The organism is Streptomyces sp. NPDC060198, assembly GCF_042728415.1.
Classification (GTDB): domain Bacteria; phylum Actinomycetota; class Actinomycetes; order Streptomycetales; family Streptomycetaceae; genus Streptomyces.
Window position 1 is genome coordinate 1 of the sequence record NZ_JBHWZJ010000180.1, and the last position, 14,504, is coordinate 14,504.

A 14,504-nucleotide genomic window follows, 5' to 3' on the forward strand; every position below is an offset into this window, starting at 1 on the left:
GACCTGCGTCGGAGGCCCTTTCCGCTCTTTCCGGAGCTTGTGGTTCCAGGCGGCGAAAAGTCCCCGAAGAGTCCCCCGAGAAGTCCCTCCGACAGAGCTGAAAGTCCCAGAAAAGTCCCTGGGCCCAAGGAGATCGCAGGCCCCTGAGCTGGGTTCCCCGAAGAGGCCGCGTGGACTCGCGGCTCCTGTGGGCGACCGATGGCCGAACGCGTGGACAACGTGCATCAGTGGTGGCTGAGACTGGTGACGGGGCGGCTGGATACGAACACGGAGACCACGACGACCAGGGTAGGAGGTGCCTCGGCGGACTGGCCCTGGTGGAGGCGATGACAACGCCACCCTCACCGGGTGTGAGGGGATGCCGAGCCCACGTACAACGGCTCCGGTGCCGAACCAGGCTGCTGCATCGATTCCGACGCGCTTGTCATGCGAAGGTCGTCGGTACGAATCCGACAGTGGGCTCCGGGACGAACCCCAGGTCAAGCGTTTGACCTGGGGATCATCCATTCGGCGACCATGGAATTGCCGGTGTGTCAGCCGGAGTCCTCGCCGGACGGTCTCGGTGGCCGAGTGGTGGCCGAACGTCGAGAATCCCGTCGGAAGGACGGGTGTTCGCCGGGCCGACCCATTGGTGGTAGGCGTCTACGTCGACGTTACTGCCGCACACGATGGTGGCGACGTGTCGGCCGGCGAAGCGGTCACGGTCTTCGAGGATCGCCGCGATGCCGAGTGCGGCCGAGGGTTCGACGACGAGGCCGGCGTGGTCGAGAAGCATCCGCATACCGGCGACGATCGACGCCTCCTGGACCAGGACGGCGTCGTCAGCGACCAGGAGCAGGTCGTCCAGGACGGCCGGGATGGGACGTCGGCCGGCAACGCCGTCAGCGATGGTGTCGGTCGAGTCGGTGGTGACGACGCGCCGCTGGTGCCAGGAGCGTGTCATCGCCGGTGCGCCCAGCGGCTGGACGCAGATCACCTCGACCCCGGGCGCCAAAGCCTTCACCACATGGCCCACACCGGTGGCCAGCGCCCCGCCGCCGAGAGCGATCAGAACGGCGTCGAACGACGATGCGGTGTCCACCAGCTCCAGGCCGATGGTCGCGGCGCCCTCGCAGGTCTCGATGTCCAGGCTGTCCTCGACCAGCCGGATGCCCCCGTAGCGCGCGATGTCCGCCGCCCGCTCGCGAGCCACCTCGTGGTCGCCGTCCACCAGCTCCAACCCGGCACCCAATGCGCGGATGCGATCGAGCTTGGCCCGAGTCGCGAAGCGGGATGCCACGACGGTGACGTCGAGCCCCCGGCCGCGACCGGACCAGGCGAGGGCTTGACCCAGATTGCCCGCGCTCGCGCACACCACGGCTCGCGAGCCGTCATCGACGAGTCGGCTCGTGACCACCTCGGTGCCGCGGGCCTTGAAGCTGCGGACCGGATTGGCCGTTTCGAGCTTGACGCTCACCGCGCATCCCAGGTGGGGCTCCAGCGCCTCGCAGCGGTACAGCGGAGTGTCGAGAAACATCGGGTCGATCACCTGGCGAGCCGCCCGGATCCGAGCAACGTCGAGACGCGTCTCCTGCACGACACAGCAGCCTAGCGGCACCGACGCTGGTTCCAAGAGCAACTGCCAGGCTGCGCAGGACACCCTTCTTGACGGCGCCGGAGGCAACGCAGGGGTCCCCGACGTCGGTCGAGGAGTCCGTAGGGGGGCGACTGCACCCTGACCACAACGGCCCGAGTCGGGCCGTTGTGGAGATCTCGGTAACGGCCGCCACTCCGGTGGTCGCCCCGCCGGATGAACCCGTACGGTTTCCACTCCTGTCGCCTACACCACCACAGGCGTGGTGCTCGTGCGGACTGCGCCGGTGGTGGTAGAGGACGCGGAGACGCTTGCGTACACCGCGCGTAGCGCGTCACCCCCCTTCTCCGCCGGCCGCACAGGCCCTTCCTCGGCCGGGCGGCATCCGTCGGCCCGGGCCGCTGGCCCGCGAGCGCTCCTACGCCACCGGGGCGGATCCGGTGCCCGAGGATGCGGCGAGGGCTTCGTCGAGATCGGCGTACAGGTGAAGAACCGTGTCGGCCCCCGTGATGCTGAAGAGCCGACGCAGCGCCATGGACGGTGCGGCGATGCGCAGGAGACCCCGTTGGTGGGTGAGAAGGATCAGCTGGAGGAACGTCGAGTCCCCGAAGGTGACGCGGGCGGCGTCGAGGACGAGGCCGCCATGAGAGGCGAGGGCGACCTCGATGTCCCGCCTCAGGGGTTCGAGGGTGTCTTCGTCGATCTCTCCGTGAGGCGCGACCACCGGTAGGGGGCGTTCGCCGACGGGACCGCCAAGTGTTGTCATCGGGCAAATGTTACCTGTGTCCCTTCAGAACGCGGCAAGCCCCGGATTCCGATGACGACAGGTGCTCGCCCCTCCGCCGACGAGGAAGCATTGCCGGGACCTCTGCGTCACGAAGGGGGGCCCGGTGGCCGCCCGGCCATGTCGCCCGGCGCCGGTCTCAGCCGCGGGTGCGAAGGGTCGCGGCGGGGGTGGTGCCGTAGAGCCGACGGTACGCGGCTGCGAAGCGGCCGACGTGCGGGAAACCCCAACGGGCGGCTATCCGCGTCACACTGGACGTGCCGGGGTCCGCGGTCTTCAGCTCGCGGTGCGCACGGATGAGGCGCACCTGCCGCAGGTAGCCGAGAGGGCTCGTGTCGGTGTGCCGGCTGAAGGCGTACTGCACGGCCCGTGGGGTGACGAACGCGGCGGCGGCGATGTCGGACAGGCCGATGGCCCGGTGGGCGTTCTCTTCGATGAAGGTCCTGGCCCGGCGCAGGGTGCCGGTATGGGCGTCACGGCTGTCGACGCGATGGCACTCCTCCTGGTAGGCGGTGCTGGGGAGCGCGGAGAGGGCGACAGCGGCCAGATGGTGGGTGGCGGTGGCGACGACGAGTGGGTCGGGGGCGGTGGGCCCCGTCAGGACGTGGTCGCGGAGGAAAGCCACGGTGCCGCCCAACCGGCGGTTGGCGCCGCCGTCGAGTGCGCGCCGGCCGGTGAGCCGGACCGGCCCCGGAGCGCGGTGGGCTCCCGCGGCGGCCACCGTGTCGAGCACGGCCGGGTCGAACATGGTGGTGGTGTAGCGCGCGGAGTGCAGGGCGCCCGTGTAGGGGCGGTCGGGAGGGGCGATGAGGAAGGTTTCGCCCGGGCCGTAGACCTCGTCGCGGCCCTCGGTGGTGTCCACCATGCTGCCGCTGTGCACGGTGATCAAGCAGATCCGGCCCAGAGGGTTGGCGGTGTAGGACATGGTGTAACCGAAGGTGAGGCGGTCGACGGTCAGGCCCCCGGCAGCGGTCCTCTCGATGCGCGTCTGCGTGTCGTTGGGCCGGCCGCCGATGCGCATCGGCGTGTACACACGCGACAGGAACTCCTCCGTCGCTCCCAGGTCGGTGCTGTCGAACCGCTCCGTGTCCACCTGTGCCTCTTCATGTGCGCTCCGGCGGGGGCGTTCCCCGCGTAAGCGTACGACGCCGCCACATGCGGTTCACGGGTGCGGCGGGGACGAGTGGGCGAGGCTGACGGCCACCGCTCGGGAGTGCCGGTCTGCGGGCGGCGAGGCTCCGAAGGGTCGGAAAACGAAGAGCGGTGGCCTCTGCCGCGAAAGGCCGACCGTGAAGTGCGGCTCCGCGGGTGTGCCGGACGGGGAGAAGGGCATCCGTGGCGTCGAGCGGCCCACCGCGGCAGGGGGACCCTGTCGTCCACGCACCGAGAGAGGTCTGCAGTGCTCACACCCCACACCGCCCGGCACAGCAGCGGGCGGGCCGAGGTCACGGCGCACCAGGACGTATGTGACGGCCGATCTGTGCTGTACGCGCGGGGGGCCTTCGACGCAGCCACCACCGGAGTCCTCGACCAGTCCATCGGCCGGGCGCGGACGCCTCGCATCGTGGTCCATTGCTCCGCCGTCACCTTCGCGGACGTGGCCTTTCTGCGCGCGCTGTGCGAGCGCGACTCGCACGGCACCCGAGTCCTCGTGACCGCACCGTCCTTTGCCGTGCGCCGCCTCCTCGACGCCACGGAAACCACCACTCGCTTTCTCGCCGAGGGCGACTCCGCTCCCGCGTCGTGGAGCTGCTCCGGCGCGGACACTCTGCGCGCCGGCTGACGGCTCGACGTTCCCGAAGACCCGCGCCGGGCCGACTGCCGGAGATCCCTCTCCCCGGGGGCGGACGGGTCACGTCCGGCAACCGGTTCGATCCGCGTGGCTGCACGGCGGAACTCAGGTGAGGGAGATGACGGCTTCGATTCTCTTTCCGGTGGCGGTCGGGACGACGGACAGGCTCTTCGTCAAGCGGATGACCATCGGCCACCCGTAACCCCCCACGGCGTACTCGCCCGGTGTGCGCGGGCGGACGACCGGCAGCTCGGTGCTCTCGTCGGCGACCGACAGGAAGAGTTCGTCGTCCTGGATCCGTGCGGAGAAATCCGTGAGCCCTCCGCCGTGGCGGGATGCGTTGGTGACCAACTCGGAGGTCACCAGAAGGGCGTCTGTCCCTACGGTGTCGTCCCGGAATCCGTCGTTGCCGGGGACGAACCGCTCGCGGAGCAAGGCCTCGATGTGATCGCGGGCGTCGGCCGCGCTCGTCGGGAGGGGGGCTCCCTTGACGAGAACGCTTGCAAGCTCCCCGCTCACGCCGCCTCCATTGCCCTCTGCTGCACCACCTCGTCGGTCCCATATGCCCACCGATCCCGCACCTACACAGGTCGGTGGCCACCCGTGACCAGGCTTTCCCCGATCGGTCCCCCCAGTCGAAAGCCCGGGTCGGCGGCGGGCGCCGACGTTGCCGGACAAGAGGCCGCCCGGCGGCTCGGGCGTGACGCCGAGGTCCCTGTGGCCCGGGGCCGGCGCGCCCCCGATCGCCCCGGTGCGCCTCCCGGAGGTCCGGTTGCCCCCCTGGCGGGCCCCCGCGAGCATGAGGGGGTGGAAGACGGAGAGCCGTCCCCGGAGGCGGCGCGGCAGGAGCAGCGCGCGTTGCGTGTCTCGATGGCGGTCTCGGTCGTGCTCGCGGTCGCGGGACTGGCGTGGGGGCTCGTCGCCGGGTCGCAGGTGATCCTGCTCGACGGCGTCTACACCGTGCTCGGCATCGGCCTCTCCTGGCTCGCGCTCCGCGCGTCGCGCACCGCCGCGGCCGGACCGACGCGGCGCTTCCCGTTCGGGCGCGAGTCGCTCGTACCGGTGGTCGTCGGGGTGCAGGGCCTCGCGCTGCTCGGGACACTCGGCTACGCCGCCGTGGAGGCGGTACGGGTCATCCTGGACGGAGGCTCCGAGGTGGCGGCGGCGGGCCTGGCCGTGTACGGAGCGGTGACCGGTCTGGCGTGCCTGGCGGCGTACGGCCACCTGGCGCGGCGCTGCCCGCGGACGGACCTGATCCGTACGGAGGCGACCGTCTGGCTCGCGGGGGCCGTGACCAGCCTCCTCATCGCGGTGGGCGGGGTGGTGGCGCTGGTCCTGGGCACCACGGTGTGGAGCGGCGCGAAGGCGTACGCCGACTCGGTGCTGGTCCTGCTGAGTTGCGCACTGCTCGGCACGCTGCCCGTGCGGATGCTCCGGCAGGCCGCGTCCGAGCTGCTGGAGTCGGCTCCCGAACCGGTGGTGCGGCAACGGGTCGGGGAGGTGGTGGAGCGGGTGCGCGCCGCCGAAGGGCTCCCCGAACCGGTTCTGCGTACCAGCAAGGTGGGCCAGAAGCTGTACGTGGAGGTCACGTTCGTGGTGCCGCGGGACAGCTGGGACGTCGCCGGCGAGGACCGTGTGCGGCGGGCACTGCGTGAAGGGCTCGCCGCCCTGCCCTACGAACCGTGGAGCGTCGTCGAGATCACCTCGGACCCCGGGCTGTTGCTTTGAGGCGCCGGTGATCCGGGCCGGTGCCGCCGGTGTGCCCCGTGGCGGAGCGCGTCCGCCGTTCACCCCTCGCACCCGCTGATCGAGCCCCGATCGAGCCCCGATCGAGCCCCGATGCCGCCGAGCCGGCCGCGCTCTTGCGGGAGAGAGCGGCGGACGGCTTCGTCCTCTCGCACAGCCATCTGCCGGAAGGGCTGGACCTGTTGACCCGGGGTGTGGTGCGGAGCTGCGCCGGGCGGGACTCTTCCGGCACGACCACGAGGGGCCGCCCCTCAGACACCGCCTCGGCATCGCCTGACGCCGGGCGACCGGTGCCCCGGACGACGCGTGCACCACGGCCGACGTCCGGAGCACCCCTGGCGGTGGGTAATTGGCCCATTGCGCACCGCGCACGGCCGGTGGGCGCTAGCGTGGTCGCCGTGGACGACCTCGACGCCGACGAAGCCGACAAATGGCCCCTCCCGCCCCCCTGGATGTGGGACTGCGGAGACTGCGTGACCCTGTACCGGCGGATGAGAGAGGCGCCCGAACTCGCGGCGGCGGCCCGGGAGGAGGTGGGTCCCGGCATCGACTGCGACCCCTTCGACCAGGTGATCACCACGCAGATCCGGCTCTCCCAGCACATCGCCAACCAGCACACCGCGCACGTACCCGACACCGTCCCGTCGTGCGGACGGTGCGCCTCGGACGTGGTGTCCACGACGATGCCGCGGGCGCTCGTCCTGGAGCACCGGGCCCGTCATCTGGTGGTGCCGCCCAGCATCGTGGGCGGCATCTGAGAACCGGGGCGCGGAGCGCGTCACGCCTCCTCCTCCGGCAGCGCCGGGGGGAATCCGATCAGCCCGAGCCGCTGGGTCGCGCGGGTCAGCGCCACGTACAGGTCGTTGACCCCGCGCGGAGAGCCGGTCCTGATGCGTTCGGGCGCCACGACGACGACCGAGTCGAACTCCAGGCCCTTGGACTGCCGCGCGTCCAGGATCACCACCCGGGCCGCCAGGTCGGGTTCGGCTCCGTACGAGGACCCGGGCAGGGCCCTGGCCAGCTCGGCGTGGAGTTCCCGCGGCGCGATCACCGCGAGTTTCCCCTCGTACAGGGCCTCGCGGGCGACGGCCTCGGCCGCCACGCGTACCAGCTTCTCCGGCTCCGCGTGAAGGGTCCACGGCGTGACACCGGTGGAACGCACCGAGCGGGGCGGCTCGAAGGAAGGGTCGGTCTCCCGCCGCACCTCGGCGGCCGTCTCCATGATCTCCCGCGGCGTACGGTAGTTGACGTCCAGGCGGGTGTGCTCCCACCGGTCGCCGACGTACGGTCCGAGGATGCCGGCCCAGCTGTCGGCCCCGGCCGCCGAACCCGTCTGCGCCGGATCGCCGACCAGCGTCATGGAGCGGGTCGGGCACCGACGCATCAGCAACCTCCAGGCCATCGCGGAGAGTTCCTGCGCCTCGTCGACGATGATGTGGCCGAAGGCCCAGGTCCGGTCGGCGGCGGCGCGCTCGGCGGCGCTGCGGTGGTCCGCCTCCTCCTGCCGCTTGGCGAAGCGTTCGGCGTCGATGATGTCGTGAGCGGAGAGGATCTCCGCGTCGTCCTCGTCCTCGAAGTCGGTGGAGCGGGAGCCTTCGGAAAGGTCCAGGACGCCCTGGGCGTACGCGATCCGCTGCCGTCGCTCCGCCTCCTCGGCCGCCCGCAGGCCGCTGTCGTCCTCGCCGAGCAGTTCGGCGGCCTCGTCGAGCAGGGGGATGTCGGCGGCGGTCCACTCCGTGCGGTCCGTCAGACCGGTGGGGTCCGTGTCGTCGCGGCGGACCGACTCCGCGTCCCCGGCCGGAAGTCCGGTGGGAGCCGCGAGGTACTCGGCGAGGAACTGCTGGGGGGTGAGGCGGGGCCAGAGGCCGTCGATCGCCGCGTGCACCTCCGGGTTGGCGGCCACCTCCTCGCGCAGCTGCTCCACGTCGGAGGGGTCGAGCAGATTGGGGCCGCCGAGAGGGTCGGCCCCGATACGGTCGGCTAGCTGCCGGGTCAGCGCGTCGACGACCCCCGAGGCGAACGGGCGGCGGGCGAGGTTGTGCGGCAGCCCGGTGTTCCGGGCCTCCGCCCTCACGCGGAGGACCGTGTCGGGGCCGAGGAACAGGGTGTCCTGCTCGTGGGCGATCCCGATCGGCCCCGCGGGCAGGCGCTGCCGGCCGGCGACCGCCTCGCGCAGGACCTCGGCCATCCGGGCGGAGCCTTTGACGGCCGCGGCCCGCGGGGTGTCGGTGCCGGTGGCCCGTACCCCGGGGAAGAGCTCGTCCGGGGTGGCGAGCAGCACGCCGGTCTCGCCCAGGGAGGGCAGCACATTGCCGATGTAGCCGAGGAAGGCCGGGTTGGGGCCGACGATCAGTACCGCCCGGCGGGCCAGCTGCTCGCGGTACGCGTACAGCAGGTACGCGGCGCGGTGCAGGGCGACCGCCGTCTTTCCGGTGCCGGGCCCCCCTTCCACCACGAGCACACCCCGGTGCGGGGCACGGATGATGCGGTCCTGCTCGGCCTGGATGGTCCGCACGATGTCGGTCATGCGGCCGGTGCGGGTGGCGTTCACGGCGGCCAGCAGCACGGCGTCGCCGTTGGGGTCCTCGTATCCCGTGCGGTGCGCGGGCGCGGTCTCGTCCAGATCCAGGATCTCGTCGTGCAGGGCCGTGACCCGCCGTTCGCGCGTGCTCAGGTGTCTGCGGCGCCGGAGCCCCATGGGGGTGTGGCCCGTCGCCAGGTAGAACGGGCGGGCCACCGGTGCGCGCCAGTCGACGAGCAGCGGGGTGCGCGCCTCGTCTTCGTCGCGGATGCCGAGCCGGCCGATGTGGTGGTGCGTGCCGTCGCGGAGGTCGATGCGGCCGAAACAGAGCCCGTCCTCCACGGCGTTCAGCGTGGCGAGGCGGTCCGACTGCTCGGCGACCATGACGTCCCGCTCCAGTCGGGCCTGCCGGCTGTGCACGGGCTGCCCCAGCGAGCCCCGCACGGCGCCTTCGGTTCCCTCCCGCAGGGTGTCGAGTCGCTCGTGGAGCAGGGTGACGAATTCCTGCTCGCGAACCATTTCCTCGCTTGACAATGTCACTCCGTAAAAGATAGGATCAGCCCTGTGAATTTCTCCCGTGAAAGTGCGTGAGGATGGCGCCGCGAAGATGACGCGTCGACATCACGGGAAACATTCAGTCTAATCGGACGATTGCCTCGGACGCCAATGCGGTCCGGGGCGTTTTTGCGTTCCGCGGACAAACGCCCCGGACGCTCCCGTCCCGAGCGGTCCCGCCCCGTTCCCGCGCATGCCGGGCGGGCGGACGCGGTCCGGCGTGCGCGGGGCGCGGCGTAGCCTTCCGCCATGGAGTTTTCCGCCGAGCCCCCGTCAGGTACGGACGCGGCCGTCCCGGGGCGGCGGCCCGCCGCCGACGGCCCCATGGCCGCGCCCGAGGTCACCTATACCGAGTGCCGCCGGTGCGGCACGCTCATCGCCGGTCTGGACGGGCGCTACGCCTGTGCGGGCTGCGGATGGGTCAACGACCACTCGGAGGGGCACCGTGCGCTGCCGACCGCCGAGGACGACCCCGACTTCCCCGGAGCGGCCGCGTCCCGGCACCCTGCGGCCACGGGACGGGCCCGTGGCGCGTCCCGGCCCCGCCCGGAGGCGCGGGCGGACTGACCGGAGGCGCCTCCGATCCGGCCGGGGCCGGTCACTCGCGGGTCAGGGGCGGCGGGGCGGCCCGTCGATCAGGGTGGCGAAACCGTCCAGGAGGCGTTGCAGGCCGAACTCGAAAAGCATGTCGAGATCGAAGTCGTAACCGGCTCCGGTGATGCGCTCCAGGGTGGGGAACGCGCCGGCCGAGAATGCCTGGCGGAGTTGTGGTTTCTGCGTGTCCATCCACTCGTCGCTCGTCAGGCCGGTGAATTCCTCGGCCACGGCTTCGGGCTCGATATTGATCGCCGTTCCCCGCACGTAATTGAACAAGGTGACGTGGATCGTGAAGTGTGTCTGCCTGTCGAGTCCGCGGCCGTCCAAGGCCTGAAGCACCCACTCGGTGAAGGGCATGGCTCCGGCGAGCAGCTGCGGCCGGGTCACCGACAGTGCCGGGGCCAGCCACTGATGGCGGCGGAACGTCTCCCACAGCAGGCGCGCGGCGCATTCCAGTCGCTCCCGCCAGCCCGTCGGGTACTCGGCCGGAAAGCGCCATGCGGAGCAGGCGGCGTCCATCATCTGTGTCACCAGGTCGTCCTTGTCGGCCACGTGCCGGTAGAGCGACATGGTCGCCGCGCCCAGCTCGTTGGCCACCCGCCGCATCGAAGCCGCGCCCAGTCCCTCCGCGTCCGCGACGGCGATGGCCGTGGCGATGATCCGCTCCCGGGCGAGCGCGACGCCGGCGCCTTCCGGAGCGGCAGCCCCGCCCGGAGTCCGGGGGGTGGACCGGGCCGCACCCGGGGCGGGTGGAACCGCCGCCGGGCGTCGTGTCCGGGCGGTGCCCTCGACCACGGTGCCCACGCCGGGCACCGGCCGTACCAGCCCCTCGTGCCGCAGCTCGGCGATGACCTTGGTCGCGGTGGCCATGGCCACCCCCCACTGCCGGGCGATCTCCCGGGTGGAGGGGATGCGGTCACCGGGGGCGAGTCCCCCCGACTCGATCCGCCCCCGCAGAATCGCGGCGATCCGGCGGTACGGCGGCACCGGCACCGGCGCCCGCCCGGGTTCTCCGTGCGATTCCTCTGGGCGGACCATGACACCTCCGTACTAGTGCACCTCTGCGGGGCGCACTGTACCGCGCCTGCTGGGGTGAAGGGCTCCGGTCGTCGCGGGGGCGCCCCGAATTGTGGTGCACCCGGAGTTCGTGTGCTAGTGCACCTGAGGGTGAACTCCCTCGTTTTGCCGGGGATTTGCAGGTTGTGCAGAGGTGTGCGTACGCCGTACATTCGACGGCATGAGAAGAAATGACGTACTCATCTCCGGCGCGGGCATCGCCGGTCCGGCCCTGGCGTACTGGCTACGCGCGGCGGGCTTCGACGTCACGGTCGTCGAACGGGCGCCGGGTCCCCGGCCGGGCGGGCAGACCGTGGATCTCCGTGGTGCGGGCCGGGAGGTGATCAGCCGTATGGGCCTCATGGACCGGGCCCGCGCGCTCGCCGTCGACCAGCGCGGCCTCGCCATGGTGGACGCCCGGGACCGGGTCACCGCCGCGATGCCGACCGCCGCCTTCGGAGGGGAGGGGATCGTCTCCGAGATCGAGATCCTCCGCGGCGACCTCGCCCGCCTCCTGTACGACGCGACCCCGCCCACCGCCGGTGCCTCGCCCGGCGTGGAGTACCTCTTCGACGACACCGTCACCGCCCTCGTCCAGGACGACGACGGCGTCACGGTCACCTTCGAGAAGACCGGCCGGCGCCGCTTCGGGGTCGTGGTGGGGGCCGACGGGCCGCACTCCGTGGTCCGGTCGCTCGCCTTCGGCCCCGAGGTCGACTTCGTCCGCCCGCTGAACTGCTGGACCGCATGGTTCACGGCCCGGGAGGACTGGGACCTCGGCGGCTGGTTCCGGATGTTCAATGCTCCCGGCGGGCTCGTCGCCTCCGCGCGCCCCGGCCGGCTGCCCGGTGAGATCAAGGCCGGACTCAGCTTCCGCGCGGAGCCCTTCACCTACGACCGTCACGACGTGCGCGCCCAACAGGACCTGATCGCCCGTCGGTTCGAGGGCGTCGGGTGGGAGGTCCCGCGCCTCGTCGCGGCGATGCGCACCTGCGACGACTTCTTCTTCGACTCGCTGGGGCAGGTGCGTCTCGACAGCTGGTCGCGCGGGCGGACGGTGCTGCTCGGCGACGCCGGACACTGTCCCTCGCCCCTCACCGGCATGGGGACGAGCCTCGCCCTCGTCGGCGCGTACGTGCTGGCGGGCGAACTGACCCGGCCCGGCGCCGGGCACCTGGACGCCTTCCGGAACTACGACCGGATCATGCGCCCCTACGTCACCCGGGCGCAGCAGCTCCCGCCCGGCGGCGCCTCGGCGTACGCACCGGACGGCGCGCTCGCCATCCGGCTGCGCGCCGCCTCGATGCGGTCGATGAACCGCTGGCCCGTGCGGCAGGTGCTGGCCGCCCAGTTCGCCAAGGCCGGGGACATCGACCTGCCCGTCTACGCCCACCTCCCGGCCGGGCCCGGCCTCAGCTCTCGCTCGGGTACGCCGTCTCGTACGCGGCGCTGAACAGCGCCTTCACGTCGTGCCCCGACAGCCCTTCGGTCCGCGCCTGGACCAGCCACGCGTCCAGGGAGGTGCGGAGCGGCGAGTCGGGTCCCGACTGGGGCCGGGCGAGGTTACGGGTGATGAAGGTGCCGGCCCCCTGGCGCACTTCGGCGAAACCGAGGCGCTCCAGCTCCCGGTACGCCTTGAGGGTCGTGTTGGGGTTGACCTTGGTGCCGGCGGCCACCTGTGCGGCCGTGGGCAGCTTGTCCCCCTCCTGGAGGGCGCCCATCCGCAGGGCCTGCTCGACCTGGTGCACGATCTGCAGGTACGTGGCGATGCCACTGCGCCGGTCGATGCGGAAAACGACCACTGCTCTTCACCTTCCGCTCGACTGAGGAGACTTTACGGACACGGGGGGCGTGCCGTCACAGCGGGCGCCGGGAGACACGCCACACGACGAACACCGTCAACAGCGCCGTGGCGGCGAGCAGGATGCCTGCGCCGGTCCACTGCATGGCGTTCATCTGGTCGTATTCGAGGTACTCGACGACGTTGTTGACGATGCCCTTGTCCTTGATGCAGGCGTTCTGTGCCGCCTCGGTGGCCTTGGCGCAGATGCCCCAGCCGTAGAGCGTGCCGTCCGCGCTGCCGACCCAGCTGTCGAGCTGCTGCACGTCCTGGTAGCTGCCGAGGGAGCTTTCCGCGTTCAGCGGGTACGTGTACAGGTGGCTGGTGCCGAGCCCGTCGCGGAACCGGTCCCAGAGGACGTTCACGAACACGGAGAAGCCCAGGGTCACCACCATCGCCATCAGCACCCGGCGCAGCAGGACCCCGATGGTGATGCCTGCCGCGGTCAGGAACAGGCAGAAGGCGGGCAGGACCGGCCCGGTGCCGTTGAACACCGACCCGTCCAGCCAGACGGCGGGGAAGACCGAGCGGTACGGCTTCCACCACCAGGTGAAGAGGACGGAGAGCACCAGGCCGGCGAAGAGGGCGACGCAGTAGCCCAGCGTCAGCTTGGCGATCAGCCAGCGGCGGCGCGCCACCGACTGGGTGGTGACCAGTTGCGCGGTGCCCTGCTCCGTGTCGGAGGCGATCAGCGGAGCGCCGACGAGCACGCCGAGGAGCGTCGGGAGCAGGCCGAGGGCCAGCGTGACGTAGTTCCAGACCCGTGCGGGGACGGCCTGATCCGGCGCGCTCTCGCGCGGCCACCCGGCCGCGTGCAGCGTGTCGATCATCTGCCCGCGCTCGTACGCGATCACGGCCGCGCCGAGGACCACCAGCGCGAGCACGCAGTACAGCGTCGCCCGGTGCTGGCGCACCACGAGCCAGGCCAGTCCGCGCAGCGGGCCGCGCCGGACGGTTCCCGCCCCCGTGGTGGGGTCGGTCAGGGTGGTCGTGGTCATGATGCGGTGATCCCCTCGGCGTCGGTGCGGGCACCCGGGGCGACGAGTGCGGGCGCGTCCGGTGAGCGGAGGTGGGCCAGCAGCACCTCCTCCAGGCTCGGTTCGGTGATCTGCCAGTCGCCGGTGAGCGGCCCCTCGGCGCGTACCAGCGCCTGGAACTGGCGGCCCTGGACCCGGGACTCGATCACGGTGTGGCGGGTCAGCTCCGGCGGCAGCCCGCCGTCCGGCGCCAGTCCGGTCACCAAGGCGTGGGCAGGGACGAGTGCGTCGGTTTCACCGGCCATCCTGAGCCGCCCCTCGGACACCACCAGCAGGTGGTCGCACATGTCCTCCAGCTCGCCCAGCATGTGGGAGGACATCAGCACCGTCGTTCCGCGTTCGGCGGCCTCGGCCATCAGCAGGGTGCTCATCTCGTCGCGCGCCAGCGGGTCGAGGTCCGACATCGGTTCGTCGAGCAGCAGCAGGCCGGGGCGCTTGCCGAAGGCGAGCGCGAACGCGACCCGGGTGCGCTGGCCGCCGGAGAGCGTGCCGACGCGCGCCTCCAGAGGGACCTGGCCCGAGCGGACGATCCGCTCCGCCGCCGCCATGTCCCAGCCGGGGTTGAGTTCGGCGCCCATCCGCAGTGTCTCGGCCACCGTGAACCGCTTGAAGAGCGGCTTTTCCTGGCCGAGGAAGGCGAACCTGGGCATCGCCGACGCGTCGTCCGACGGGATGCCGAAGATCTTCAACTCGCCCTCGGTGGGGGCGATCTGCTGGGACGCGATGCCGAGCAGGGTGCTCTTTCCCGCGCCGTTGGGGCCGACGAGACCGCAGATCCTTCCGGCCGGGAGCCGGAAGGAGAAGTCCCGCAGCGCCCAGCCGCGGCGGTAGCGCTTGCTCAGTCCGCGGGCCTCCAGGGCCCATGGCCCGGAGGTCTCGCTCGGTGTGCTCGGGTGTTCCACGCCTCGCCCCAATTCCATTAGTCAACTAATGGAATCATGGTCTGTAGGTCGGGAAACTGTCAAGGCGCCCTCACCCGGTAGTGGTTCGGGAGGGCGTGACC

The 14,504-nt window shown here is 71.6% G+C and carries 14 protein-coding genes; 5 read left to right on the top strand and 9 right to left on the bottom strand.

Translation table 11 applies throughout. The features are described 5' to 3' along the window. Positions 1–499: 499 nt before the first annotated feature. From ACFWEP_RS21225 to ACFWEP_RS21235, 3 genes are all read right to left on the bottom strand, one after another. Positions 500–1,576, bottom strand: a complete 1,077-nt coding sequence (locus tag ACFWEP_RS21225) for a threonine/serine dehydratase (RefSeq protein ID WP_387371861.1) — start codon at positions 1,574–1,576, stop codon at positions 500–502. A 415-nt stretch (positions 1,577–1,991) separates the two neighbouring features. Then, positions 1,992–2,339, bottom strand: coding sequence for an STAS domain-containing protein (locus tag ACFWEP_RS21230; protein ID WP_387371862.1), 348 nt, complete (start codon positions 2,337–2,339; stop codon positions 1,992–1,994). 157 nt (positions 2,340–2,496) lie between these two features. Further along, positions 2,497–3,450 (bottom strand): AraC family transcriptional regulator, encoded by a 954-nt coding sequence (locus ACFWEP_RS21235; protein WP_387371863.1) that lies wholly within the window; start codon positions 3,448–3,450, stop codon positions 2,497–2,499. Between the two features lie 387 nt (positions 3,451–3,837). Here ACFWEP_RS21235 and ACFWEP_RS21240 point away from each other — a divergent pair, with 387 nt between their 5' ends. Continuing rightward, positions 3,838–4,140, top strand: coding sequence for an STAS domain-containing protein (locus ACFWEP_RS21240; RefSeq protein WP_387371864.1), 303 nt, complete (start codon positions 3,838–3,840; stop codon positions 4,138–4,140). 114 nt (positions 4,141–4,254) lie between these two features. Here the strand turns inward: ACFWEP_RS21240 and ACFWEP_RS21245 are convergent, their stop codons facing one another. Continuing rightward, positions 4,255–4,719, bottom strand: coding sequence for an ATP-binding protein (locus ACFWEP_RS21245; protein ID WP_387371865.1), 465 nt, complete (start codon positions 4,717–4,719; stop codon positions 4,255–4,257). A gap of 237 nt (positions 4,720–4,956) precedes the next feature. On the opposite strand from ACFWEP_RS21245, the gene ACFWEP_RS21250 reads away from it, so the two are divergent. Together ACFWEP_RS21250 and ACFWEP_RS21255 are read left to right on the top strand one after the other, a co-directional pair. Continuing rightward, complete coding sequence (locus ACFWEP_RS21250) at positions 4,957–5,877, top strand: cation transporter (protein ID WP_387371866.1); 921 nt, start codon at positions 4,957–4,959, stop codon at positions 5,875–5,877. A 416-nt stretch (positions 5,878–6,293) separates the two neighbouring features. After that, positions 6,294–6,653 carry a hypothetical protein gene (locus ACFWEP_RS21255; protein ID WP_387371867.1) on the top strand — a complete coding sequence of 120 codons (360 nt, stop codon included), beginning with the start codon at positions 6,294–6,296 and terminating at the stop codon, positions 6,651–6,653. Between the two features lie 20 nt (positions 6,654–6,673). Here ACFWEP_RS21255 and ACFWEP_RS21260 read toward each other — a convergent pair whose 3' ends face one another. Next, positions 6,674–8,935: a HelD family protein gene (locus ACFWEP_RS21260; RefSeq protein ID WP_387371876.1), complete on the bottom strand. Its 2,262-nt coding sequence runs from the start codon at positions 8,933–8,935 to the stop codon at positions 6,674–6,676. 285 nt (positions 8,936–9,220) lie between these two features. On the opposite strand from ACFWEP_RS21260, the gene ACFWEP_RS21265 reads away from it, so the two are divergent. After that, the gene (locus ACFWEP_RS21265; protein WP_387371868.1) at positions 9,221–9,538 is read left to right on the top strand and encodes a hypothetical protein; all 318 of its coding nucleotides are present in this window, start codon (positions 9,221–9,223) and stop codon (positions 9,536–9,538) included. 42 nt (positions 9,539–9,580) lie between these two features. Here ACFWEP_RS21265 and ACFWEP_RS21270 read toward each other — a convergent pair whose 3' ends face one another. Further along, a complete protein-coding gene (locus ACFWEP_RS21270; protein ID WP_387371869.1) occupies positions 9,581–10,606 on the bottom strand; it encodes a TetR/AcrR family transcriptional regulator C-terminal domain-containing protein in 1,026 nt (341 codons plus the stop codon). Between the two features lie 199 nt (positions 10,607–10,805). Here ACFWEP_RS21270 and ACFWEP_RS21275 point away from each other — a divergent pair, with 199 nt between their 5' ends. Next, positions 10,806–12,077, top strand: coding sequence for an FAD-dependent monooxygenase (locus tag ACFWEP_RS21275; protein WP_387371871.1), 1,272 nt, complete (start codon positions 10,806–10,808; stop codon positions 12,075–12,077). Here the strand turns inward: ACFWEP_RS21275 and ACFWEP_RS21280 are convergent. The 3 genes from ACFWEP_RS21280 to ACFWEP_RS21290 are packed head-to-tail and all read right to left on the bottom strand — an operon-like array spanning position 12,037 to position 14,403. Then, positions 12,037–12,426, bottom strand: a complete 390-nt coding sequence (locus tag ACFWEP_RS21280; RefSeq protein ID WP_387371872.1) for a GntR family transcriptional regulator — start codon at positions 12,424–12,426, stop codon at positions 12,037–12,039. The two genes, ACFWEP_RS21275 and ACFWEP_RS21280, sit on opposite strands and share 41 nt — an antisense overlap. A gap of 55 nt (positions 12,427–12,481) precedes the next feature. Then, a complete protein-coding gene (locus tag ACFWEP_RS21285; protein WP_387371873.1) occupies positions 12,482–13,462 on the bottom strand; it encodes an ABC transporter permease subunit in 981 nt (326 codons plus the stop codon). Beyond that, positions 13,459–14,403: an ABC transporter ATP-binding protein gene (locus ACFWEP_RS21290; RefSeq protein WP_387371875.1), complete on the bottom strand. Its 945-nt coding sequence runs from the start codon at positions 14,401–14,403 to the stop codon at positions 13,459–13,461. Before ACFWEP_RS21290 ends, ACFWEP_RS21285 begins: the two co-directional genes overlap by 4 nt. Positions 14,404–14,504 lie beyond the last annotated feature (101 nt).